A 24888-nucleotide genomic window follows, 5' to 3' on the forward strand; every position below is an offset into this window, starting at 1 on the left:
TTCACAATTTTTAAAATATCTGGATGGACAGAGTAAGAAAGTAACTGAACTGGAGATACAAGATATAGCGGATTATGTATCTATTTTGGATGTGTCCGATATTAAATATTCCACGTTTAACCGATATATAACTCATATACATACATTTCTACAGTTTTTGAAAATGAAAAATATTGAAGTGTTGAAGTTTTATCCGGAACGATTTTTAAAAAAAGGTTTTCCAGAACACAACGAAAGAAGTGTTCCAGAAAAAACAATTGCTCATCTGATTAAGGAGTTGCCGGCATTCCCAGAGCATTTACAGTTGATGTATTTGATTTTGTTTTGCACAGGAATTAGGAAAAGCGAGGTTTGTACAATAAAATCGGGAGCCTTTTATTCACAAGGCAATGAGAATTGGATGCGCATATATCAAAGCAAAATGCGGAGGGAAAAAGTCATTCCTGTTCCGAGTTTATTGGTTGGACTGGTGAACGATTATGAAAAAAAGTACGGAATAAAAAATGGGGAGTATTTATTCAAAAATAAAAAAGGTGGTGCATTTAATGGACAGACATTTTCAAATCAGATGATTCGGGAGTGTAAGGCTCGTGGGATTGCCTGTGGAGATTATATCTTTAGAGCACACGATTACAGACATAACCTTGCAACTTCAATGTACGGAAATGGAGTTTCTATACAAGGGGTACGAGATTATCTGGGACATTCAAGTGAGAATATGACAAAACAGTACATTGATTTCATGCCGGAACGTATTGTATCGGCTGAAGATAAATATTTTTCAAGAAATCAGTCATTTAAATTGAAAGGAGTAGAAGATGATGAAAGGTAATATTAATTTGATTTCTTATGACTGTTATCAACAAGCTACAGAAAAACAGTTGGCTGGGCTGAAATGGAAGGAAAACAGGGTGTACTACATATCAGAGATTCGTAATGAAAAGATACAGGATGAGATTTATGGGTATATCGATGATAGATGTAGACGTTTATCATTATCAACAGCCGTAAATGATATTTACAGATTTGATCTGTTGAAAGAATTTCTGAATGAGAAGTGTACAAGCTGTAGCAGCATTACTGATAAAAAATGGGAAGAACTGGAGAGAAGCTATAAAGCATTTTTATATAAAAAAGGATTGGCGCTGTACGTTAGAAGAAATAGACCGGATAGGCGGAATGTTGAGCAACAAAATAGCGCTCAGGTTTCTTTTCTGAAAATGTATTATGAGTATGTTGTGAAGTGTAAAACAGCAGATATTCCAGAAAATGAAAAAGATGTATGGGATATGAGAAAGCTGGATATTGTGCCAAGGAGTAATCCGATTCGTGGAAGATATAGATTAGATTTTCGTGAGATAGGCAGAGAGAATTTAAAGAGATAATAAAGAGAATATTGTATAGCCACTGCCAGACAAAAGCAATGGGTAGTATAAAAGGCGAATTGTGTGGATTCCGTCGGTTTGCTAGATTTATGTATGATCGGTTTCCAGAAGTAAAGCATTTTACAGAAATTAGCAGGGATATGATAGAAGATTATCTGGTTTATATAAAAACGGATACCGGTCTTACATCAGTCAGTTACACAACAGAACTGTCGGTTTTGGATAATCTGCTGGATGAAATTGGGCGGGAACTGGAAATAGAAAATTTATGCAATCTTTTTCTGTCCAGTGATTGCAGAGCATATGACAACGCTTTGCCAGAAGCGTATTCAGATGCAGAAATCAGGAGATTTAATAGTGCATTAACAAAATTAAAGCCCCAGTTAGGAAGATGTCTAATAATACATCAGATGCTCGGTACAAGAATAGAGGATACGTTGACTTTGCGAAGGGATTGCTTATCTGAGAAATCTGGGCATTATTTTATAACTATTCTCCAGCATAAAACAAGGAAATACAAAAGACCAGTCAGCGATCAGCTGGCAGAAGTGATTAGAAAAGCAATAGAAGTTTCAGAAAAGGACCATCCAGATTCAGAATATATTTTTTTGCAAGATAATGGGAAATTATATACAGATTCAATGCTGAAATATCATGTAAATATCATGATTTATGAAAATGATATCAGGGATGATAATGGAAATTATTTTGAGTTTCGTACACATCGTTTTAGACACACTTTTGGAGTAAAACTTACAGAAATGAAATTAGATGATGATAGCATTGCAAGGCTGTTGGGGCATAAGGATACACGAACCATACCACATTATCGGCGGTTAAGAAACGAAGCATTAGCGGAGGATACAAAGGCTGTACGAGATGAAATGAATGAATTATTAGCACAATACAGGAGGGAAAAGGAAAATGCAGAAACACGATAAAATGGTAGCACTGGCAAAAGAAAAAAGTGCGGAAATGACGGAAACAGCAATAACAGCTATTGAAACAATGTATAGAAAAAATATAAAAATTTCAGTTGCTGAACTTACAAAATTAACAGGACTTTCCAGAGGTTTTTTCTATAATAATCCGAATGTGAAACAGGTCATGATGGAATTGAAGGAAAAACAACAGGGAATGATATTGCGAAATCCTAAAAGCGATGCTATTGCAAAAGCACAGGAAGCACGGATTAAGAGTTTAGAACAGAAATTATCCGATAGTGTTCCGAAAAACGAATATGAGAATCTACAGAAAAAATATGAAGAATTACAAGTGAAATATAGTCAAATGAAAAAGGGAACACTGTTGAAGATGTACGACCAATTATAGGAAGAAAAGGAGAATATTTTATGCAGAACGAAATTTACGATGAGAAAAATGGACTTACTTATATGTTATGTGGTGATTATTATTTGCCGGAATTGGCACTTAAAGATATTGAACCAACATATGGGAAATATGGGATGCTTCGTAAAAGCTATTTACAGGAACACAGAAGGGCAAAATATCAAATATTGTTGTTACAAGGAAAACTTGTTGAGCATTTGAATCAGATTGATGCAGAAGCAAGGGATAGGGAAGAACAATTAGTAAAACAGATGATGGAGAAACAAGGAATTACAGAGAAATTAAAAAGACAGGACAACATGGAATGGACTAGGAGGATGAATACCATTTGTCATGATGCAGAAGAGATGATTTTGACGGAAATGATATACACGAAAGGATAATGAACTGTATTGGATAGCAAGAATTTTGCAGCCCGGATAGCAAAAAAGTGGAAGTCCGGATAGCAAAAAAATGGAAGTCCGGATGGCAGGATTCTTGCTGTCCGGAAAGATAAAAAAGTGAGGGATTAAAAATGTTGGTTAAGTACATAATAAAAGTGTTTTTGTGTTTGATTCTTGTAGTAATGACATTGATTTGCTGGTTATTAAAAATTCCTATGATGTTGGGAAATATTTTTCTTTACTTTTTATCAATTATATTTATTCTGACAGGTGTTTTGAGCTATGGATTTGCATTGGAATCTGCAAGAGAATGTGGTCGAATGATAATAATTGGGATGGCATTTGGTGCAATACCAGACTTTGTCCCATTTTTGGGAAAAAGTTTAGAGACATTGGTTGACAAACTGTTGAGTATGATAAATGAATGAGAAAGTCGATATGAAAGAGGGCTGTGAAAGGTTCTCTTTTCTTTTTGCAACTGTGAAATGGCAAGATAATAACGTTATATACATTGTGTATTAAGTACAGATATTGTATTTCTGCATGATGGGAACATAGGGAGTCCATATAAAGGCACTGAATACCGGACACTCCGGCAGCCTGAGTACCGGACATGCCAATTCGGCAATGGATATGGTAAGCCGCCTTGAGACGATGGTGCTGATGGGAATGGATATGCCGCTGGCAGCAATCCAGAGCCAGATAGCATCGGCCATTGATATTATCATACAACTTGGCAGAATCCGGGATGGCAGCAGAAAATTGCTGCAGGTTGTAGAAGTGAAGGGGGTAGAAAATGACAAGGTATGTTTACACGAGCTCTTCCGGTTCCGGGAGAAAAAAGAACAGGGAAGCATCGGCGGAATCTGGGAGAAGAAAGGAGAACTTCTCTATCAGGAAAAATTACAGGCTGCCGGATTATCGTCAATATCATTTTAAGAAAAGACAGTTTTTATTATATGTTGGAGAATTTCTGCTGCTGGATATTCTGATAGGCTGGCTATTTTATCAGTCCACTCTGGCACTTCTTGCAGGATTTGGTTTATGTCCAGTATTTCTTCGAAACAAAAGGAATTCTGCTAAGATACAGCGCCAGAATGATTTAAAGCTTCAGTTTAAGGATGCACTGCTATCGGCAGCAGGAGCAATGCGGGCAGGATATTCCATTGAAAATGCGTGGCGGGAAGCAAAAAAAGATGTGATACAGCAGTATGGCATGGAAAGTGATATGGCGGTGGAAATGCGCCAGATGATACACCAGATGGACTGTAATGTGCCATTGGAGCAGCTGTTAGAGGATTTTGCAGAGCGGAGCCGGATAGAGGATGTAGAGCAGTTTGCGGGAATTTTTTCTTATGCCAAGCGGAGCGGCGGGGATTTTACTGCAATTATGGGAAATACAGTTCGGCAGATGGCAGAGCGGATGGAATTGCAGGAAACCATAGAGACAGCATTGACAGCAAGGAAGATGGAACAGAAGGTAATGAATGTAATTCCCTTATTTATACTGGCATTTGTCAATGTGACATCGGGAAGCTTTTTGGAAGCATTGTATGGGAATGTGGCGGGGGTGCTGATTATGACAGGGTGTCTTATTCTCTATGGACTGGCATATCTTTGGTCAGAGAAAATCGTAAGACGTATTGGAGAAAGTATATGTTAAAGCAAATGAAGAAGCAAAAGAAAAAGCTGGCAATTCTGGTACTTCTGGCAGCAGTTTTACTGGGAATTGCAGCGGAGTGGATGCAAAAGCAGGAATCTCATTTTAAGGAGAACCGTTTAATAAGAAATGAACCGGGGGAAGGAGACTATCAGGAATCCTTAAATTATATAGAAGAAGATAGCGGGGAAAAAGGGCAGATTGTATTAAATCTACAGGAACGCACTTTAACAGCAGCGGAATGGAAAGAGATATTGCCGGAGGCAGAAAAAGAAGCAGAAGAAGTATTTCGAAACGGGCAGCAGGCAGACCATGTTAGTGGACAGGTGGTTTTATGCGAACGTGTTAAAAATGGTCTCATTTCCGTGGAATGGAAGTTAGAACCGGATATCTGGATTGATTTACAGGGAAATATAGAGGAAGAAAATCTTTTGTCGGGGCAGGTGGTGAATGCTACCGCAATTTTGTCGAATGGAAAAAATCAGGCAGAGTATTCCTTTCCCATCTGTCTTTATCCTTCAGAAAACCAGAATGAAACCAATCTGGGGAAAAAGATAGAACAATATCTTTATAATCAAAATGCAGAAGAAAAAGAAGTGGAGCTGCCACAGAATATGGATGGTGTAGCACTTCGCTGGGAAGAAGAAACCGAGAAGCCGTTGGTTATTTTTCTCTTCCTGGGGATATTTGCAGCAGTAGTGATTCTATGGAGTGGGAAAAAGGAACAACAGGATGCAAAAAAACGTTGGGAAGAGGAATTGGTAAAAGATTATCCGGAAATGGTTAGTCGATTGGGATTATTATTAGAAGCCGGTATGTCATTGCGTCAGGCGTGGAAGAAGCTGACAGATACATATGAGAGTAAGCAGAAGAAGCAAAGACTGCCAAAACGTGCCGGTTACGAGGAAATGCTGCTTACCAGAAGAGAATTAGAGGATGGAATGGGGGAAAGCCTGGCATATGAGCGGTTTGGAGAACGATGCGGGCTGGCATCCTATCGCAGGTTTGCATCTATTCTGACACAGAATCTCAAGAAGGGAACGGTAGGAATCGGCAGAATTCTTGCAAAAGAATCAGAGGATGCATTTTCCCAGCGAAAGACTATGGCGCAGCGACTGGGAGAGGAAGCAGGAACAAAATTATTGTTTCCCATGCTAATGATGATGGTGGTGATTATGGTCATTCTTGTTGTGCCTGCATGTATGACCATGCACATATAAGTACCAGGCAGCCGTAAGAAGCTGTCGGTGGCAGGCTTCGGCTGTAAGGAGATAACAGGTAACTAAAACAATAGGTAAATAAAGGAGGAAGGAACATGAAAGATGTAGTAAATGTAAAACGAACAAATCCAATGAACGTTGTAAAAAGAATAAAAGGAAGTCTGACCCGGTTTTTAAAAGAGGAAGATGGAGTAGGTGTTGTGGAAGTGGTTCTGATTCTGGTGGTTCTGATTGGACTGATTGTTATTTTTAAATCAAAACTGACGGTTCTTTTAAACAGTATCTTTTCGACAATTACCCAGCGGACCGGTTCTTTGTAGAAAATGGAAAGAGCAAGGGAAAAAGGGAGTATTACATTGTTCTTAAGCCTTGCATTGACGATGATTTTAAGTCTGGTATTTACTCTGCTGGAATCTGCACGCCTCTATGGATTAGAGGCGCAGAGCAAAATGGAAACGGAACTTTTGCTGGAATCCAAAATGGCAGAGTATGATACCGCACTTTTTGAGCAGTATCATCTCTATTTCCTGGAGGCAGGCAGGAAAGGAGAGCCGGAACTTAGTAGTCTGGAACAGTCATTGCAGGAACTTGGAGAAGAGAACCTTAGGGCGAAGCCGGGATTCTTAAAAATGTCATATACCAATCTTTATGAGATGCAGTTAGAGAACTGCTATATTACGAATTATACAATGGCAACCGATGATGCGGGAGCTGAATTTCGAAGGCAGGCAGCAGATTATGTAAAGCGTACCATGGGAATTGCGGCCATTGAAAAATTATATGAAAAGGCAACAGAAGCAAAGGAACTGACGGAAGACAATAAAGACATCGAGAAGAAGTTCGAAGCTGCTATTCAGGAGACCGATACACAGAGTGGGCTGGAAAGAAACACAAAACGGAATGCCGCAAATCAGAAGAATGAGAATCCACTGGATTATGTAAAAGAACTTAAGAATAAAAGTATCCTGTCACTGGTGGTAGAAGATGTATCAGCGGTATCGACACAGACCATTGATTTATCCGATGATATTGCAAAGAGAACCTGTTTTACAGGAAATGGGCAGGCACAGCAGGAGGATATGACAACGGGACTTTTCTTCCGGGAATATTTATTGAAGCAGTTTAGTGATTACCGAAATCAGAGTGAGTCGGAAGTGTTGCAATATGAGATGGAATATCTCATTGCAGGGAAAGATTCTGATGTGGCAAACCTTGCTGGCGTTGCAGAACGCATGCTGGCGATTCGTGAGGTGGCAAACTATATTTATTTGAAAGGGGATGCCGAGAAAACGGCATTGGCGAATACCATAGCACTTGTAACTGCGGGCTGGACAGCTAATCCGGCGGTAGTCAAGGTGGTAGAAGAAGGAATTCTTGTGGCATGGGCATTTTCAGAAAGCATAAAAGATGTAAAAACGCTTTTAAAGGGTGGCAAGGTTCCTTTTTTAAAAGGAAATGCCGAGTGGACATTAGACGTTGGAGCATTGTCGGAATCCTTTGCAAAAGAAGAGGAAAGTAAGACCAGTGAAAGTGGTTTAAGTTATGGGGATTATTTAAGAATTTTATTATATCTTACCGGACAGGAGAAGCTTACCTATCGGGCAATGAATCTGATGGAGCAGAATGTCAGGCTGCTGCCGGACCGGGAGAATTTTCGGATGGACTGCATGATTGGTAGTATGGAAATACAGTGCAGTTATCTGTCAAAACCATTGTTCTTCGGGTGGTTTGGAAGTGGCGAAGGCTTCAAAGGAGATTATCATTTTCAGGAAAAAAATTCATTTTCCTATGTTTATTAACAAAAGAAGAAAGGGGGTGCATAAAGGTGTCTCTTCTCAGAATTCAAATAAAAAATCAATATAAAAAAACTCTCTCTAACCCAGATAATACAAATCTATTGTATAGCAATTCTACGAACAGAAAAGAGACACCTTTATGTGCCTCCACAACGGCGTCTATGACAATAGAAGCAGCTATCGCATTGCCACTGTTTGTAATCTGTATACTATCGGTAATCTTTCTTTTCCGGGTATTGGAATTACAGCAGGATGTGGAATATGCCTTGCAATATGCTGCCAGAAAAAGTGCCATTCATGCACATATGACACATGAAAGCGGGCTGGAATCTGTTGTGCCAATTGCAGAAGCAAAAATCATATTTCAAAGAAAATTAGAAGAACTGAAAGCACCGGTAATTTATGTGGAAGGGGAAGAAAAGGGATTCTCTTTTTGGCGTTCTGAATTAATGGGAAATGATATTGATTTATGTGTATCTTATCGGATTGAAAATCCATTACAGTTATTGGGACTATTTTCTTATGACATGGATCAGCGGGCAAAAGTGCATAAATGGATTGGTTATACAGGCAGTGGAAATGAAGATGGAACTTATGTCTATATTACAGAGACAGGGAAATCCTATCACTGGTTTTCGGACTGTACCTATTTGGATTTGAGCATTCTGGCAGTGCCGGAAGAGACGGTATCCGGATTACGGAATGATTCCGGGGCGAAATATAAAGATTGCGAAAAATGCCGCATAGGAAAGAAAGATACCAAAACAGTATTTGTAACAGAATATGGAGAGGCAGTGCACAATAGTCTTTCCTGCAGTGGGTTAAAGCGTACCGTATACCGTATTTTGCTGGAAGAAGCGGGAAATCATTCATCTTGCGGAAAATGTGAAAAGAGAAAAGCTTCCTGAGGGAATAAACGTATCAGATAAAGAAACGGCAGATAGCAGGTTATAAGCAGTAAGTAGTAGATAGCAAATAACGAATAATAAGGAGATAAGGGGATGGTGACGATATGTTCTGTACTTGGAATGTTGGGGATATGTTCCATCGAAGATATCCGAAAAAAGAAATACAAAGCATAAGAGTATTGTGTTTTGGCATTGGTGGGATTTTACTGCATCTCTGGCAGAGAAACCAGTCATTATACAGCATGTTAGGAGGGATTGCCGTCGGGGCAGCAGTTATTATTTTGTCACTGGTGTCTGGTGGAATTATTGGAATTGGCGATGGACTGGTACTTTGTGTAGCGGGAATTTACATTGGAGGAATCAATACCATGCGTCTGCTTTTGACGGGACTTTTCCTATCCTCTCTGTATGCACTGGTATTGCTGTTCATGCACAGAAAAAGACGAAAAGACACCATTCCTTTTATTCCGTTTCTGCTGGCAGCATATCTCATTCTGTTGATTTTATAAGACAATGGAAAAAGAAATGTTATCTGCCGGCTTCTTATACCATAGAGGCGGCAGTTATAGTGCCAATGATATTGGCAATATTCTGTACCCTGATTGTAGTCAGTTACGAACTGCATGACAGGGTAAAGATGGCGGCAGAAGAAAGCAGCAAGAACAAAATAGAATGTATGGAGGAAATTTATATTGGAGATATGTTATAAGAGAAATCTGAATCAGAGTTATATGTTTATTACATCAGATCCCGCGTATTCCGGATATCAGATTCATATGTGCCGGCAGAATCATATTCATAATTTATTGCAGTTTGAACCGGTAGTTTCAGAAGGGGAGACACAGTTTCGATATGAAATTACCGGAAAACGTTCTTTGGATCATGTTTTGGAGAGCAGTGATTTTGCCATAGATATGTTTGCAAAAATGTTAGAAACTTTATTGGGAATCTGTCAGGAAATCCGGCCATATCTTTTGGAGGAAGAGGGAATTCTATTAGACCCGGAGAGTATTTATCTTGAGAATGGAACCAAGAAGTTCTATTTCACCTATTGCCCCGGCAGACAGGAACCTGTTACAGAAGGATTCCGAAAGCTGATGGAATATCTTCTGGCAAAGATTAATCATGAAGATGAACAGATGGTTCTTGCATCTTATGAGGCATATCAGAAATCAACAGAAGAAGGATTTTCTTTGGGTGAAATCCTAAGGATATTATATCAGTACCGGCAGCAGGATGTAGAGGATTATGTACCGGTCCGGCAGAAATCTGTTTCATCTAAAAAGGTAGAGGCATTGCAGAAGGGCATTATGCCATGGGAGCAGGAAAAGAAAGATGCAGCTGTGGAGGAAAAGCCAACTGCAAAGAAAAAGAAGGGGTATTGGAAAAAATATGAGATAGATACAATTGAAAAGGATGATGAATATTATAAGAAGGATGCTCAAAGCCGTGGCTGGAATATGGCAATGGAAGAAAAATTGCAGGAGTGCATTGCTGCAATCAGCCGGATTCCGGCATTCTTAACAGGAAAGATAAATCATGAGAAGGAGGAGGAACCAATCGTGTGTACACCTATGGATTACAAAGAAATGCAGGAGGAAAATCCGACCGTTTATCTTGGAACGGAGCGGGCTCCGGAAGGAGTTCTGCGTTACGATGGAAAAGAGGATATTTCGAATATCCGGATGGAGTATTTTCCTTTTATCATAGGTAGCAGTGAGCAGGCGGACGGAAATGTATGTATACAGGGAGTCAGCCGCATGCATGCCCGCATTACCAGAGAGAAAGAGGATTATTATGTGGAAGATTTAAATTCCATGAACGGAACATGGCTCAATGGGAAAATGCTGGCATATCGTGAGAAGGAGCAGTTATGCATGAATGATGTGATTCAGCTGGGACGTGAGCGGTTTACATTTCTTTAAGAAAAAGGTTATATTTCCTTCGTTGACAGTGTCTTTTGAAAGTGTTATTGTCAGATTCATAAAAGACTGGAAGAAGGATAAGTTATATTGATTCAGAAAATAGATGCATGTTTAAAAGAGCGGGGATATTCCTTTATCAAAGTGTCACCGGAAGAGGTTGGGGTATACTATAGATTTACAGAAGGAAGGGCACAGGTGGTTGCTGGAATATTTATGCATCCGGGATTTGTACTGGAAACAGAAAAATTGCAGGCAATTCAGACAAAACTGCAGGAGCTGTTTCTTCATCCGGAAGGAAGGATTCCGGGCTGTGAACAGAATATGGCAATCTATCAGGTGGAGTTACTGACGTTACTGGTTGCAGATGATATAGGACAGGCACGTATGCTCTGTGGCAGCTGTCGGAATGTCTGGCTTATTAATGAGCAGACAGGGCAGCTTATGATTTTTGAAAACCAGCCGGGAGATTTCTATGGATTAAGAGATACATTACAGGAACAGATATCCGGTGGTGGAAGGCAAAGAGGTTATGCTTCACAGGGGTATGCACAGACGGATAATTACCGTAGAACAGAAGAGAAGCGAGGTCTTACTTTGTGGCAGAGGATAAAACAGTATCCGTCCTGGTGTAACGCCGGCATTGTTTTGATAAATATCATAGTATTTCTGTCATTGAGCGTACTTGGCGATACGGAATCTGCAGCTTTTATGGAACAACATGGAGCAGTATTTCTGCCGGATGTATTTGGACAGGGAGAATGGTGGAGACTGTTTACGGCCATGTTTTTACATTTTGGACTGGCACATCTTGCAAATAATATGATTGTATTATTCTGGACTGGAGACAGACTGGAACGTCTGATAGGAAAGTGGCGCTATCTTATCATTTATTTTGGCGCAGGATTGTGCGGTAATCTGCTTTCACTTCTGGTAACACAGGGCAAAGGAACCCTGACGGTGTCAGCAGGTGCCTCAGGTGCCATTTTTGGTGTATTTGGAGCTTTACTCTGGGTAATAATTGCCAACAGAGGAAGGGTAGAAGAACTGAATATCAGAGGAATTGTAATTATGATTGCATTGAGCCTATATTATGGATTTACCAGTACCGGAGTGGACAACTGGTGTCATGTAGGCGGACTGATTAGCGGATTTTTCCTGTCACTGCTTCTATATCGCAGAAAGGATTGATTTTATTCCGGAAAATTTATATACTGTTGATATATGATTGAATGAAGTAAGATGAAAAACTTAAGATACGGAGGCAGAAATGAAAGTAAATATATATTACGGTGGTAGAGGACTTCTGGATGATCCTACTTTATATGTAATCGGGAAAATGGAAGAAGTTTTAAAAGAGCTTCGTGTCAGTGTGGAACGATATAATATATACGAGCACAAGAATAGCATCTCTACGTTGCCGCAGACCTTAAAGGATGCAGATGGAATCATTCTGGCAACGACAGTAGAGTGGCTTGGAATTGGTGGTTATATGCAGCAGTTTTTGGACTCCTGCTGGCTTTACGGAGACAAGGAAAAGATTAAGACAACCTATATGCAGCCAATCGTTATGTCAACCACGTATGGAGAACGTGAAGGGGAACTGACATTGTCCAATGCATGGGAAATTTTAGGCGGTCTGCCGTGCAGTGGAATGTGTGGCTATGTAGATGATCTGGTAAGCTTTGAAATGAATCATGACTATTCCCTGATTATTGAGAAAAAAGCAGAAAATCTTTATCGTACAATTTCTCAGAAACAGAAGAGTCTGCCGACTTCTAATCAGGCGGTAACCAGAACCATCCTGCGGACACAGCAGATGGATTTAACACCACAGGAGAGTGAGCAGTTATCACAGTACGTGGCAGATGATTCTTACGTAAAGAAACAGAAAGAAGATATTGAAGAATTAGCGTCCATGTTTAAGGATAAGTTAAGTGTACAGCAGAATGACACGCAGACAGAATATATTACAGAATTAGAAAGCCATTTTGTGCCACAGGGGGATTTCACGGCGAACTATCTCTTTATGATTGAAGAGAAAAAGAAACCATTGGTAGTCGAAGTAGCAGGAGAAGAGTTAAACTGCTATTATGGACAACAGGAAAATGTAGATGTATATGCGAAACTTACGGGAGAAGTCATGAATAATATTTTAGCTGGCAGAATGACATTCCAGAGAGCATTTATGACCGGTGAGATGACCGCAAAAGGAAACTTTAAGACATTGCGTACCTTAGATCAGATTTTTATTTTTGAATAGAAAGAAGGAGTAACCATGAAAGACGATAATTGTATTTTTTGTAAACTGGCAGCAGGCGATATTCCGACAAATACCGTATATGAGGATGATACATTCCGTGTCATTATGGATGCCAATCCTGCAACAAAGGGACATTCCTTAATTATTCCCAAAGACCACTTTGCAAATCTTTATGAAATGGATGAGGAAGTAGCAGCAAAAGCAATGAAGCTTGCTAAGAAAATGGCAGTTCATATGAAAGAAAAATTAAACTGTGATGGATTTAATTTACTTCAGAACAATGAAGAGACTGCAGGACAGACAGTATTTCATTTCCATATGCATCTGATTCCAAGATACAAGGGAGACAAGAATGATGATATTTTAAAATATACTCCATTAGAGCTTTCTGATGATGAAATGAAAGAAATTCTGGATATGATAAAAGTAAAATAAAAAAGAAAAATAAAGGTGTAAAGTCTTATATAGAATCAGGACTTTACACCTTTTGCACTTATGCTTTCTTCTTCTTTTTCTCACTGGCTTCTTCAATGAGCTTAAGAATAGTATGAATAGAATCTAACTGCTGGCTGGACTTCATATTAGAAATATAAGTCTTCTTTTCTGTCATGACTTTCTTAATGGCAGCATCTAAGGTTTCTTTGGTCAGATTCTCTTCTTCAATTACATAGCTATACCCTTGTTTTTCAAAAGAGCGGGCATTTAAAATCTGGTCACCACGGCTTGCAGCAGCAGACAGTGGAATCAGAATATTTGGCTTGTGAAGAGCAAGCAATTCACAGATTGCATTTGCACCGGCACGGGAAATGACAAGAGAGCTTAAAGCAAACATATCCCGAAGTTCTTTCCCGGCATATTCAAACTGGACATAGCCGGAACGGTTGTTATATAATTTATCTATATTTCCTTTCCCACAGAGATGGATAATCTGATAGTTGGCAAGCAGGTCATCTAAGAGACCACGTACCGCATCATTAATAAATTTGGAACCGCTGCTTCCACCGACTACTAAGATAACCGGTTTATCCATGGTAAAACCACAAAGTCTGGCAGCCTGTTCTTTGTCGCCGCTTAAAAGTTCCTGGCGGATTGGAGAACCGGTAAGAACTGCCTTATCCTTTGGAAGATAGTCTATAGTTTCCGGGAAATTACAGCAGACCTTGCAGGCGGCTGGAATTGCAATTTTATTAGCAAGACCAGGTGTCATATCGGATTCATGAATAATAGCAGGAATACGGAGGCGTTTCGCTGCGAGAACGACAGGAACGGAAACGAATCCACCTTTCGAAAAGACAACGTCCGGTTTGATTTTTCTTAAAAGAGATACAGACTGTGCGTAGCCTTTGATCACACGGAATGGATCTGTGAGATTACGGAGATCCTTATAACGACGGAGTTTTCCTGAGGAAATTCCATAATAAGGAATGTTCTGTTCTTCAATTAACTGTTTTTCCATGCCGGCATAGGAACCGATATAAGAGATTTCATAACCAGCCTCTTTTAAAGCAGGAAAAAGAGCAATGTTTGGAGTTACATGACCGGCGGTACCACCGCCTGTTAAAACGATTTTTTTCATGAAAAGAATCCTTTCTTTAATATCAGATTACTTACAATGTAAAATGATTTGCTGAATAATATATTATACTCTTGGTAAAAAAAGTCAACTCTATTTAAAACCTTATACAATCGTAAAAATACCAGAAAATAAAGCGGGGGGTATGTGAAAATGAAAGCATTGTATTATCGGTACTTATTTGAAAATGTGGAAAATGGAATGATTCAGGCAGGCAGTATCTATAACGAGGAGAATGACTGCAGTGTGAATTATGTATACTTATCCGGAAATCCTACGAACAGTAACATAAACGACGGTGTAAGCAGTAAAGACAGCAGTAGAACAAATGATATAACAGGCATCGGTATCTTGGACAAAAGAACCATCAGAAGACTGGCCGGTGCACCGATAGATCTTGTGGTAGTAGGAGAATATACGAGGGACTGTCTTGGCATATTGTATGCACTATTGCAAAATACGACGATTCAGACGGTGATTATGCCTTATGTAGCACCGATTCACCGGATGCTGGTGGAGCAGTGGATATCGGAGGAACAGGATATGGAAGAGAAGGCATTACCGGAACAATGGATATTGGGGCCGGAAATGTCACCGGAAAAACGATTAGAATTTTCCTGCCTCATCCGGCATCCTTACCATGCATTAAAGAATATGGGGGTGGAAAATGTCTATTTATTATATGGAAATTGTCCGCCCTGTTCCCTGGACGCAGTGCAGAATGCCAGAAAAGGAAATTATTTCGAACTGGCAGATGCAGAGGATTTAGAAACGATAAAGATTATGGAACGGGAATACATTCCGGTGGTCAAGGCCGGATGCATCATTAAAAATAAGTGGGTATTTTATTTTTCTGCATATGGAATGAATGTAATGGAACTATATCAGTTTACCAGAAGATATTATACGAAAGAAGGCTATGACAGGGCACTTCGTCATCCGGAAAATATACAGTATCAGGCGGGAATGCAACGGTTATTAGAGGCATATAAGAAGACTTACGGTTTGGAAGCATTTGCAGCAGTTATTATGTATGCAGGTCCGGGTCAGGTAAAAGAAAGCGGAAGTAAAATCAATGGTGCCATGTATGAACAGTCTTTTGGCAGAGAAAATCATTGTTCTCCGTATCTGGATGCCGGCAGAACGGTATGCATGTTAAAATGTATCCAGCGAAATGATTATGGAATGCTCCGGAACCAGTTTACCAGGGAGAGCAGAACCCTTCGAATGGGCGTACTGTTTTTGGGAAATATTGATATGCACAAAAATATGGAAGAGATTTTAAAACGTTATCGGGGCTATGGAAAGACGGTACGGATTGTATCGATTCCCGGCAATGACGATGTGTCAAAATGGAATCCGGAATTTCCGTGGAAATTTGAAGGAGAAGGTATCCGTTATTGGGTTGGAAATATCAATGAGCGAATGGATACGAAGATACTAAAAGATATTCTGCTGGCTGGGTCCTATAACCGGATTATCAGCGTAAATGAAGAATATGGCTACTGCCTTTCCGGCTATATGTTGGATGGGGAAGAATATCAGCAGCTTTTGTAGAAGACCGCAGAAACAAAGGGAAAAATGGAAAAAGATGCGGCGAAAACACGGCGTTGTCCTCTTTTCAAATGGAATGTTCCTTTTTATAATAGAAAGAAAAAGGAAAAGAGGTTATAAGAATGGGAGCTTTCATGAATTTGGTGTATGAATATGCAAATTACATAATTCTGGCAGGAATGCTCTTACAAATGATAATAATTCTGCAGGTTCTGGTTAAAGTGAACCGGACAGACCGCAGATTACAAATGATACAGGGAAAAGTAGAAGATTATCTGAATGTCATATTAACTGAAGACAGTGGAAAAGAAGAACCATTGGTATCGAGACAGGAAGAACAGATGCGGGATTCTATTGAAAAGAAGAGAAAACAGCAGGAAGAAGCGGTATTTAATGCTGTTTTGAAGGAAATTTTTCCTTGATAAATGCATATAGGTTTGATAAAATAAACTCTAATGAAATTTTATTCATAATTAGGGAATTGTGTATAGAAAAAACAAAGGAGTGAATTTGAAATGAGTAAAGTAACATTTGATTACTCAAAGGCAGCTTCCTTCATCAGTGAAGAAGAAGTTGGCTATATGAGCAAACTTGTAGACAATGCAAAAAAAGAGTTATTGGATAAAACCGGAGCCGGAAATGATTTCTTGGGCTGGCTGGATCTTCCGGTAGATTATGATAAGGAAGAGTTCGCAAGAATTCAGAAAGCAGCAGCTAAGATTCAGTCTGATTCTGAAGTGTTAGTAGTAATCGGAATCGGTGGTTCTTACCTTGGTGCAAGAGCCGCAATCGAATTCTTAAGACATGGATTTTATAATAATGTTTCTAAGGAAGTTCGTAAGACTCCTGAGATTTATTATGCAGGAAACAGCATCAGCGGAAGCTACTTACAGGGACTGCTTGATGTAGTAGGAGACCGTGATTTCTCCGTAAATATTATTTCAAAATCAGGAACAACAACTGAGCCTGCAATCGCTTTCCGTATCTTCAAAGAAAAGTTAGAGAAGAAATATGGTAAAGAAGAAGCTGCAAAGAGAATTTATGCAACCACAGATAAAGCAAAGGGAGCATTAAAACATCTTGCAGATGAAGAAGGATATGAGACATTTGTAGTACCGGATGATGTCGGAGGACGTTTCTCCGTACTTACCGCTGTAGGACTTCTTCCAATCGCAGTAAGTGGTGCAGATATCCAGAAATTAATGGATGGAGCTGCAGAAGGAAGAAAACTTGCTTTAGAGCAGGATTTCACAGAGAATGATGCATTACAGTATGCAGCAGTTCGTAACATTTTATTAAGAAAAGGCAAAGCAGTAGAAATTCTTTGCAACTACGAGCCAAGTCTTCATTATGTATCTGAATGGTGGAAACAGTTATTCGGAGAGAGTGAAGGAAAAGACCAGAAGGGTATCTTCCCGGCATCTGTAGATTTAACAACAGACTTACATTCTATGGGACAGTTCATTCAGGATGGTTCCAGAATTATGTTTGAGACTGTTATGAACGTTGAGACTCCGAAGCACAATATCACAATTCAGGAAGAACCGGTTGACTTAGACGGATTAAATTATCTTGCTGGAAAAGATATGGACTTTGTAAATAAGAGTGCAATGAACGGAACCATTCTTGCACATACCGATGGTCAGGTTCCAAACTTCATGGTAAAGATTCCAGAACAGAACGAATTCTATTTAGGAGAATTATTCTACTTCTTCGAGTTTGCATGTGGTGTCAGCGGATACCTGCTTGGAGTAAATCCATTTAACCAGCCAGGTGTAGAAAGCTACAAGAAGAACATGTTCGCATTACTTGGAAAACCAGGTTATGAAGAAGCAAGAGAAACATTAATGAAACGTTTATAAAAACTGCTGAAGCAGGGTAAGATGGAATCATTTAAATTTGAATCAGTCCTTGCATTACAGCAAAAAAAGAACTCCATCCGATTGGAATATCCAGCCGGGTGGAGTTCTTTCTATGCTTTACAGGAAATTGCTTTCCTGTAAAGTAAAAAACGCTCCGCGAGAATGTGCCAAGGCACATTCTTTGTTATGCATATTATAAAGTAAATGAATTCATATTTTCTTCCAGGATGGAAGCAATCTCTTTCAGACGATTTGCATTTTCCATGATTTCCTGCATAACATTGCTGACTTCCATAACGGAAGCGGAAGTTTCTTCGGTACTTGCTGCATTCTGCTGGGCAATTGCGGTAAGATTCTGTACGACATCCACAACATCTCCACGGGCTTTATCAAGCTGTGTTGTTTTGGTAGCAATCTCGCCTACGCCACTGATAGAAGAACTGATTCCATCACGAACCTGTTCGAATACCTGACCGGTCTTATGTACGTTTTCGCTCTGCAGGTTCATAATAGTTTTAACCTCATCCATGGTCTTAACTGCTTTTTCAGAATCTTCAATCAAAGCATGGATAATCTGGTCAATCTGGTTTGCAGATTCATTGGACTGGTCAGCCAGTTTCTGAATCTGCGATGCAACAACGGCAAATCCACGTCCTGCCTCACCAGCACGGGCTGCTTCGATAGAAGCATTTAAGGAAAGCAGGTTTGTTTCTTCTGCGATGGAAGAAATCAAAGTTGTAGCCTCTTTAATCTTCAGGGCAGAGATATTAGTTATATTGGTCTGTTCATAAATAACATCAATAGAAGCAATTGCCTGCTGGTTGATGTTGTCCAGCTCTTTCAGGGTGGCAGCAGCTTCTTCGCTGGATTCACGCATCAGGTTAGCAGTGCTTGTAAGATTTTCAACCTGACTGTTGGTATGTTCAATCATGTTACCCATATTAACGATATCATCGGTAGCTTTCTGGGTTTCGGAAGCCTGGTTGGTAGCTCCGGTAGCAATTTCATTTACTGCAGTTTCTACATTTCCTACGGTTGATGTTGTGTGGGATGCATTGGTATCCAGTTCAGTAGATGCATTGTAAAGCAGTTCACTCTGGGACTTAATCTGTGAAACAATTGTAACTAACTTCTCACGTAAATCTCCGATAGCTCTTGCCATCTGCCCGGTTTCATCTTTACGTTTGCTGATGCGGATAGTAGTCGGGCTTTCCGCAAAGTTCAGGGAAGAGAAACGTTTGATAACATTGGTAATCTCTACAATCGGACGGGTCATTTTACTTGCAATAAGGAAAGAAATGATTCCCAGTACAATAAAGATAACAATTGCGGCACCACCGGCGCGGGCATAAATTGCATCCTTAGCACTTAAAATATCTCCACGGTCAGCGGTAATGACCAAAATAGCTGCTTTATTAGAAGTAACATAGTAAGCCGCATATTTTTCAGCACCTCTGAATTCATAGATTGCCATACCCTTCTGCTGTTCTTTACCTGCTTCCAAATCAGCTACCACCTGTTTAATAGCGGCATTTTCTACAGGTTGTCCGACTTTACTTTCATCCGGATGGTAAATCATGGTTCCATCTGAACCAACCACATAGGCGTAACTGGAATCCAGATTATTGATACGGACATCACCGATCAGAGTTTCAAGATATGCCTGATTTAAAATAATGTTACCGCTCCGGTTCAGGGCAGCATCAACATTTAATCCGCAGGTATCACAGACATCACGCATATAGCTTTCAGCCAGAGTGGAAATTGCATTATCCGCAACCGGTATAATCATAATCAGAAGAGAAGCAACACTGATGATAATACTCAGCAGAACTAACTGTACAACATTAAAGCGCATGGAGTGAAGTCCGGCCTTTTTCTCCTTCTTCGCCTTCTTCTCCTTAGGCGCTTTTGGTGCTTTCTGCACTTTCTGCGCTTTCACAGGCTTTGGAGCCTTTACTGGATTCTGCTTCAAAGCAGAATCTTTTTGCTTACGTTCCTTCATAAAAATACATCCTCCTTGATAACCATTACGAAAAAGACGAAATCTTTTCTTGTGATTTTGCGTAATTATTATTAGGAAATTATATCATGAATTGGATAAAAAGTACAGAAACTTGACAAATTAAAAATTACTTTTGTTATAATCCGTGATGTAACAAATTTGTAATAAATGTAATAAAAATGAATAAAATGACATATACTTGTTAATAATCCTTAAAAAAGAAAAACAAGGTATATGTTATGGAGGTCAAAATGAATTTAAGAAAAAGAGTGATTGAGAGCACAATTATAGCAGTGATGCTTACCGTTGTCACAGCAGTCACAGCAGTTATGCAGACAGCACCAGTAGAAAATGTACCAGAACCGCAGCAGGAAACAAAAGCTGTGGCAGATGTACAGGCAGGTGGCTCCGCCGGCATTATAGAAGAATTGGCATCATTGGGAGACGCGGCAACCGAGCAGGCATCCATTGAACGTGCAGATGTAGTGGTTGTTGCAGAAGCACAGGAAGAGGAGCCTCAGCTTAGTGAGGAGCAGCAGGCATGGAACAGTAAGCTTATGGCAAATGTGGATGATTTCTTATATATAAGAAGCTCCGCAGATGGAGAGTCTGAAGTAATTGGAAAATTATATAAAGGTGCAGCAGCTGATATCGTAGAGACATTAGATGGCTGGTATCATATTACATCCGGTTCTGTAGACGGATATGTAAAGAGCGAATATTGTGTGGCAGGTCAGGAAGCATATGCTTATGCACAGACCGTATGTGACACCGTAGCAACCGTAACCACCGGTGGTCTTCGTGTCCGCAGTGAAGCAAATCCGGATGCATCTGTTATCAAGGCAGCATCAGAAGGAGATAAGCTTGTAGTTGATACACAGACAGAATCTCCGGAAGGATGGGTCGCAGTCAGCTTAAAGAATTCCACTGCATTTGTATCTGCAGATTATGTAACCGTATCCTTAAATGTAGCATCAGCAGTTTCCATGGAAGAAGAAAGAGCTGCATTGGAAGAGAAGGCTGCAGAAGAGGCAGCAAAGAAAGCTGCACAGACTACAACAACCATGGTAACACAGAATGCATCTGTAGCAGCAAACTGTGATGAAGTAACACTTCTTGCTGCATTAATCCAGTGCGAAGCAGGCAGTGAGTGTTATGAAGGCCAGCTGGCAGTCGGAGCAGTTGTTATGAACCGTCTGAGAAGTGGTGCATATCCATCCAGCCTTTATGATGTAATTTACCAGAGCGGTCAGTTTACACCAGCAGGAAACGGAAAAGTTGCATCTGTTATTTCAAGCGGTGTCAGCGGAAGCTGTTTACAGGCAGCACAGGAAGCATTATCCGGTGTAGATAATACCGGTGGAGCATTAAGTTTCCGTCGTGCAAGTTCCGGTCAGGCAGGAGTAGTCATCGGAAACCATGTATTTTTCTAGGAAAATGTAAGAAAATATAAGAGAGTATAAAGTCAGGGTGTCAAAAGAAGTTTTTGGCACCCTGTTGTAATCTTGGAAAAAGTATAGTAATATGTGAATAGTTATTCAAAATATAAGTTTTGGAGGGTAAAAATGGAAGGATTAATAGCACTTATCATTTTAGTAATACTAGTACTGGTAATTATTGTATCCTGTATCAAGATTGTACCGCAGGCAAATGCAGTTGTTGTAGAGCGTTTGGGCGGATATCTTGCAACCTGGGGCGTAGGTCTTCATTTTAAAGCACCGTTTATTGACCGTATCGCAAAGAGAGTTCTTTTAAAAGAGCAGGTGGTTGATTTCCCACCACAGCCGGTAATTACCAAAGATAATGTAACCATGCAGATTGACACCGTTGTATATTTCCAGATTACAGACCCGAAGTTATTTGCTTACGGTGTTGAAAATCCGATTATGGCAATCGAAAATCTGACAGCAACCACACTTCGTAATATCATCGGTGATTTGGAATTAGATGAGACCCTTACTTCAAGAGAGACCATCAATACCAAGATGAGAGCTTCCCTGGATGTGGCAACAGACCCATGGGGAATCAAGGTAAACCGTGTAGAGTTAAAGAATATCATCCCACCAAAGGCAATTCAGGATGCCATGGAGAAACAGATGAAGGCAGAGCGTGAAAGACGTGAAGCAATTCTTCGTGCAGAAGGTGAGAAGAAATCTACGATTCTTGTAGCAGAAGGTAAGAAAGAATCAGCAATCTTAGATGCAGAGGCAGAGAAGACTGCCGCAATTTTACGTGCAGAGGCACAGAAGGAAGCAACCGTAAAAGAAGCAGAAGGTCAGGCAGAAGCAATCTTAAAGATTCAGCAGGCAAATGCAGACGGACTTCGTTTCTTGAAAGAAGCAGCACCGGACGATGCTGTATTACAGCTTAAGAGCCTGGAAGCTTTTGCAAAGGCTGCGGACGGAAAGGCAACAAAGATTATCATTCCATCTGAGATACAGGGCGTTGCAGGACTGGTAAAATCAATTACAGAGGTTGCCGGAGATAAATAATTAAAAAGGAAACCATAAACCTAAAATGAAATCGGGCTGCCACATCTATGTAGGACAGCCCGTTTTGTATCAAAGAGTAAGAAGAAAAGAGGAAAAAGCAATGAATTTAAAAGGACGTAATTTCTTAAAACTGATGGATTTTGAACCAGAAGAAATCCTCTATATGATAGATCTGGCAGCAGACCTGAAAGCAAAGAAGAAACAGGGTATTCTGCATGACAGCCTGATTGGGAAAAACATTGCCCTGATTTTTGAAAAAACCAGTACCAGAACCCGCTGCTCATTTGAAGTGGCAGCCCATGACCTTGGCATGCACGTAACTTACCTTGACCCGTCAGGCTCCCAGATTGGAAAGAAAGAGAGCATTCCGGATACCGCAAGAGTTTTGGGACGTATGTTTGATGGAATCGAATATCGTGGCTATGGGCAGGATATCGTAGAAGAACTGGCAAAATATGCAGGCGTTCCGGTATGGAACGGACTGACCAATGAATTTCATCCGACCCAGATGTTAGCAGATATGCTGACCATCCGCGAGCATCTTGGCAGATTAAAGGGCGTAAAGCTGGCATATATGGGAGATGCCCGTTATAATATGGGAAATTCCCTGATGGTAACCTGTGCAAAACTGGGAATGCATTTTGTGGCATGTACCAATAAAAAATATTTCCCGGATCCAAAGCTGGTTACATATTGTGAAGATGTGGCATCCCGCACAGGCGGAACCATTACTCTGACAGAAGATGCCATGGAAGGAACCAGGGGTGCAGACATTGTCTATACTGATGTGTGGGTATCCATGGGTGAGCCGGAAGAGGCCTGGAAAGAGCGTATTACAGACCTGATGCCATATCAGGTAAATAAGAAGCTGATGGATAATGCAGGAGAGCAGGCGTTGTTTATGCATTGTCTCCCGGCATTCCATGACCTTAAGACCAGGATTGGACAGGATGTCTATGAGAAATTCGGATACTCCGAGCTGGAAGTAACCGATGAAGTATTCGAAAGTGAGAAATCCATCGTATTTGATGAAGCAGAGAATCGTATGCATACGATTAAGGCAGTTATGCTTGCAACTTTAGGAGAATAAGAACCTATGAAAGCAAAAATACTTGCAGCACTGCGGGAAGCGGAAGGTTATGTTTCCGGACAGGAGCTTTGTGAACGCTTTGGTGTATCAAGAACGCAGTGTGGAAGGCAATCAATCAGTTGAAAAAGGATGGCTATGAAATTGAAGCGGTGCAGAACCGGGGCTACCGGATTGTAGGCGCACCGGATATCTTAAGCGAAAATGAATTGAGCAGCATCCGTAAAACAGACTGGATTGGAAAGAAAATCTATTATTATGATGAAACAGATTCTACTAATGTAAGAGCCAGCCGTCTTGCAGAAGAGGGTGCAGAGCATGGAACCCTTGTGGTGGCAGACCAGCAGGATGCCGGAAAAGGCAGACGGGGAAGAGGCTGGAGTTCCCTGCCGGGAACCGGAATCTTTATGACACTGATTTTAAAACCGGAGCTGAATCCTTCCAATGCATCCATGCTGACACTGGTGGCAGCCATGGCAGTGGCAAAGGGCATTACCCGCTGCACCGGTATGGAAGCAAAGATAAAGTGGCCAAATGATATTGTCATCAACGGTAAGAAAGTAGTAGGAATTCTGACGGAAATGAGTGCACAGATGGATTATGTAACCATATTGTGGTTGGTATAGGCATCAATGTAAATAATGAAAGTTTTCCGGAAGAAATTGCGCAGAATGCCACCTCACTTCTGTTACAAAGTGGAAAACGGGTAAACCGCGCAGCATTAATAGAAGCTGTCTGGGAAGAATTCGAGCATTATTATGACCGGTTTATGGCATATCAGGATTTACGGGATCTGCGGAAGGAATACGATGCAAGTCTTGCCAATAAAGGGCAGAAGGTAAGAGTGTTAGACCCGAAAGAGCCATTTGAGGGAGTGGCACAGGGCATTACCGACCGGGGCGAATTAATCGTGGATACCTGGGAAGCAAGAAAACTGGTGTCTTCCGGGGAAGTATCTGTCCGCGGGATTTATGGATATGTATAGATATGCATCGAGATAGATGTTTATAGGATAGACAGGAAAAGCCACATTTACCAGATATAAAAAAGGCATAAATAAGAAAAAGGAGTATGAATATATGGAGCAGGAAGAAATCGTTTTATGCGGTTCCAGCGCTTATACCAAGAAATTCTATCTGAATCCGTTGTTTAACGGACTTCCGGAGGGAATTAAAGAGGACTTGAATATTCTTTGTGTACTGTATACAGAGGATATCGGAGGAACACTGCAGCTTATATTTGACAAAGAGGGAAATCTTAATTTCCGGACGGAATGTGAGGATGGAGATTTCTTCTATGATGAAATCGGCAGTGTGTTAAAAATCAAACAGATGCAGCGGGAAAAGACAGAGCTCTTTGAATCGCTTGAAATGTATTACCGTGTATTTTTCCTGGGAGAAGAATTCACAGAAGATAAGGAGGACTAAT

The 24888-nt window shown here is 40.4% G+C and carries 27 protein-coding genes and 1 pseudogene; 26 read left to right on the plus strand and 2 right to left on the minus strand.

Annotated features, from left to right (window positions below; all coding sequences use genetic code 11):
• The 18 genes from DW059_RS05465 to DW059_RS05540 all read left to right on the plus strand — a co-directional run.
• A partial coding sequence (locus DW059_RS05465) for a tyrosine-type recombinase/integrase (protein WP_147326029.1) occupies positions 1 to 832 on the plus strand: 832 nt, incomplete at its 5' end.
• On the plus strand, positions 819 to 1385 hold the full coding sequence (locus tag DW059_RS16405) for a hypothetical protein (RefSeq protein WP_242986132.1): 567 nt from the start codon (positions 819 to 821) through the stop codon (positions 1383 to 1385). The genes DW059_RS05465 and DW059_RS16405, both read left to right, overlap by 14 nt.
• 140 nt (positions 1386 to 1525) lie before the next feature.
• Positions 1526 to 2326, plus strand: a complete 801-nt coding sequence (locus DW059_RS16410; RefSeq protein ID WP_242986133.1) for a tyrosine-type recombinase/integrase — start codon at positions 1526 to 1528, stop codon at positions 2324 to 2326.
• A complete protein-coding gene (locus DW059_RS05475) occupies positions 2310 to 2717 on the plus strand; it encodes a DUF6262 family protein (RefSeq protein WP_117592877.1) in 408 nt (135 codons plus the stop codon). Before DW059_RS16410 ends, DW059_RS05475 begins: the two co-directional genes overlap by 17 nt.
• 20 nt (positions 2718 to 2737) lie before the next feature.
• Positions 2738 to 3118 (plus strand): TnpV protein, encoded by a 381-nt coding sequence (locus DW059_RS05480; protein ID WP_117592879.1) that lies wholly within the window; start codon positions 2738 to 2740, stop codon positions 3116 to 3118.
• 131 nt (positions 3119 to 3249) lie between these two features.
• Positions 3250 to 3546, plus strand: coding sequence for a hypothetical protein (locus DW059_RS05485; RefSeq protein ID WP_117698104.1), 297 nt, complete (start codon positions 3250 to 3252; stop codon positions 3544 to 3546).
• A 172-nt stretch (positions 3547 to 3718) separates the two neighbouring features.
• On the plus strand, positions 3719 to 4057 hold the full coding sequence (locus DW059_RS05490; RefSeq protein ID WP_442969766.1) for a hypothetical protein: 339 nt from the start codon (positions 3719 to 3721) through the stop codon (positions 4055 to 4057).
• Between the two features lie 208 nt (positions 4058 to 4265).
• Positions 4266 to 4781, plus strand: a complete 516-nt coding sequence (locus DW059_RS05495) for a type II secretion system F family protein (RefSeq protein ID WP_117698106.1) — start codon at positions 4266 to 4268, stop codon at positions 4779 to 4781.
• A complete protein-coding gene (locus DW059_RS05500; protein ID WP_117698107.1) occupies positions 4775 to 5998 on the plus strand; it encodes a type II secretion system F family protein in 1224 nt (407 codons plus the stop codon). The genes DW059_RS05495 and DW059_RS05500 overlap by 7 nt, the downstream gene beginning before the upstream one ends.
• A gap of 95 nt (positions 5999 to 6093) precedes the next feature.
• A complete protein-coding gene (locus DW059_RS05505) occupies positions 6094 to 6318 on the plus strand; it encodes a Flp1 family type IVb pilin (protein ID WP_330408293.1) in 225 nt (74 codons plus the stop codon).
• Positions 6319 to 6354: 36 nt separating this feature from the next.
• Positions 6355 to 7797 (plus strand): DUF5702 domain-containing protein, encoded by a 1443-nt coding sequence (locus tag DW059_RS05510; protein ID WP_117698108.1) that lies wholly within the window; start codon positions 6355 to 6357, stop codon positions 7795 to 7797.
• Positions 7798 to 7955: 158 nt separating this feature from the next.
• Positions 7956 to 8702 carry a TadE family protein gene (locus tag DW059_RS05515; RefSeq protein WP_117698109.1) on the plus strand — a complete coding sequence of 249 codons (747 nt, stop codon included), beginning with the start codon at positions 7956 to 7958 and terminating at the stop codon, positions 8700 to 8702.
• 104 nt (positions 8703 to 8806) lie between these two features.
• Positions 8807 to 9211: a prepilin peptidase gene (locus DW059_RS05520; RefSeq protein WP_117698110.1), complete on the plus strand. Its 405-nt coding sequence runs from the start codon at positions 8807 to 8809 to the stop codon at positions 9209 to 9211.
• Positions 9212 to 9270: 59 nt separating this feature from the next.
• Positions 9271 to 9411 (plus strand): hypothetical protein, encoded by a 141-nt coding sequence (locus DW059_RS15875; protein WP_158552046.1) that lies wholly within the window; start codon positions 9271 to 9273, stop codon positions 9409 to 9411.
• Positions 9395 to 10627 (plus strand): DUF6382 domain-containing protein, encoded by a 1233-nt coding sequence (locus tag DW059_RS05525; RefSeq protein WP_117698111.1) that lies wholly within the window; start codon positions 9395 to 9397, stop codon positions 10625 to 10627. The genes DW059_RS15875 and DW059_RS05525 overlap by 17 nt, the downstream gene beginning before the upstream one ends.
• An 87-nt stretch (positions 10628 to 10714) precedes the next feature.
• Positions 10715 to 11815, plus strand: coding sequence for a rhomboid family intramembrane serine protease (locus tag DW059_RS05530; protein WP_242986136.1), 1101 nt, complete (start codon positions 10715 to 10717; stop codon positions 11813 to 11815).
• Positions 11816 to 11894: 79 nt separating this feature from the next.
• Complete coding sequence (locus tag DW059_RS05535; RefSeq protein WP_117698112.1) at positions 11895 to 12887, plus strand: SCP2 sterol-binding domain-containing protein; 993 nt, start codon at positions 11895 to 11897, stop codon at positions 12885 to 12887.
• Positions 12888 to 12902: 15 nt separating this feature from the next.
• Entirely contained in the window at positions 12903 to 13322 is a 420-nt protein-coding gene (locus tag DW059_RS05540; protein WP_022242880.1) for an HIT family protein, read from the plus strand.
• A 58-nt stretch (positions 13323 to 13380) separates the two neighbouring features.
• On the opposite strand, the gene DW059_RS05545 is transcribed toward DW059_RS05540, so the two are convergent.
• Positions 13381 to 14463 (minus strand): undecaprenyldiphospho-muramoylpentapeptide beta-N-acetylglucosaminyltransferase, encoded by a 1083-nt coding sequence (locus DW059_RS05545; RefSeq protein ID WP_117698113.1) that lies wholly within the window; start codon positions 14461 to 14463, stop codon positions 13381 to 13383.
• A gap of 150 nt (positions 14464 to 14613) precedes the next feature.
• Between DW059_RS05545 and DW059_RS05550 the strand changes: the two genes are divergently transcribed.
• The 3 genes from DW059_RS05550 to DW059_RS05560 all read left to right on the plus strand — a co-directional run bounded on the left by DW059_RS05550 (position 14614) and on the right by DW059_RS05560 (position 17876).
• Positions 14614 to 16017: a hypothetical protein gene (locus tag DW059_RS05550; protein WP_117698114.1), complete on the plus strand. Its 1404-nt coding sequence runs from the start codon at positions 14614 to 14616 to the stop codon at positions 16015 to 16017.
• Positions 16018 to 16136: 119 nt separating this feature from the next.
• Entirely contained in the window at positions 16137 to 16436 is a 300-nt protein-coding gene (locus tag DW059_RS05555; protein WP_117698115.1) for a hypothetical protein, read from the plus strand.
• A 93-nt stretch (positions 16437 to 16529) separates the two neighbouring features.
• On the plus strand, positions 16530 to 17876 hold the full coding sequence (locus DW059_RS05560; RefSeq protein ID WP_117698116.1) for a glucose-6-phosphate isomerase: 1347 nt from the start codon (positions 16530 to 16532) through the stop codon (positions 17874 to 17876).
• Positions 17877 to 18069: 193 nt separating this feature from the next.
• On the opposite strand, the gene DW059_RS05565 is transcribed toward DW059_RS05560, so the two are convergent.
• Complete coding sequence (locus DW059_RS05565; protein WP_117698117.1) at positions 18070 to 19881, minus strand: methyl-accepting chemotaxis protein; 1812 nt, start codon at positions 19879 to 19881, stop codon at positions 18070 to 18072.
• Between the two features lie 251 nt (positions 19882 to 20132).
• Here DW059_RS05565 and DW059_RS05570 point away from each other — a divergent pair, with 251 nt between their 5' ends.
• The 5 genes and pseudogenes from DW059_RS05570 (at position 20133) to DW059_RS05590 (ending at position 24887) form a co-directional block, all read left to right on the plus strand.
• Positions 20133 to 21314 (plus strand): cell wall hydrolase, encoded by a 1182-nt coding sequence (locus DW059_RS05570; protein ID WP_117698118.1) that lies wholly within the window; start codon positions 20133 to 20135, stop codon positions 21312 to 21314.
• Between the two features lie 132 nt (positions 21315 to 21446).
• On the plus strand, positions 21447 to 22373 hold the full coding sequence (locus DW059_RS05575; protein WP_022242887.1) for an SPFH domain-containing protein: 927 nt from the start codon (positions 21447 to 21449) through the stop codon (positions 22371 to 22373).
• Positions 22374 to 22473: 100 nt separating this feature from the next.
• Entirely contained in the window at positions 22474 to 23463 is a 990-nt protein-coding gene (argF, locus tag DW059_RS05580; RefSeq protein WP_117698162.1) for an ornithine carbamoyltransferase, read from the plus strand.
• Between the two features lie 6 nt (positions 23464 to 23469).
• Positions 23470 to 24445: pseudogene (locus DW059_RS17550) on the plus strand (biotin--[acetyl-CoA-carboxylase] ligase).
• 94 nt (positions 24446 to 24539) lie between these two features.
• Positions 24540 to 24887 (plus strand): DUF6145 family protein, encoded by a 348-nt coding sequence (locus tag DW059_RS05590; protein ID WP_022242890.1) that lies wholly within the window; start codon positions 24540 to 24542, stop codon positions 24885 to 24887.
• Position 24888: the final 1 nt, after the last annotated feature.

It is taken from the genome of Roseburia sp. AF42-8 (genome assembly GCF_003435965.1).
Classification (GTDB): Bacteria; Bacillota; Clostridia; order Lachnospirales; family Lachnospiraceae; genus Roseburia_C; species Roseburia_C amylophila.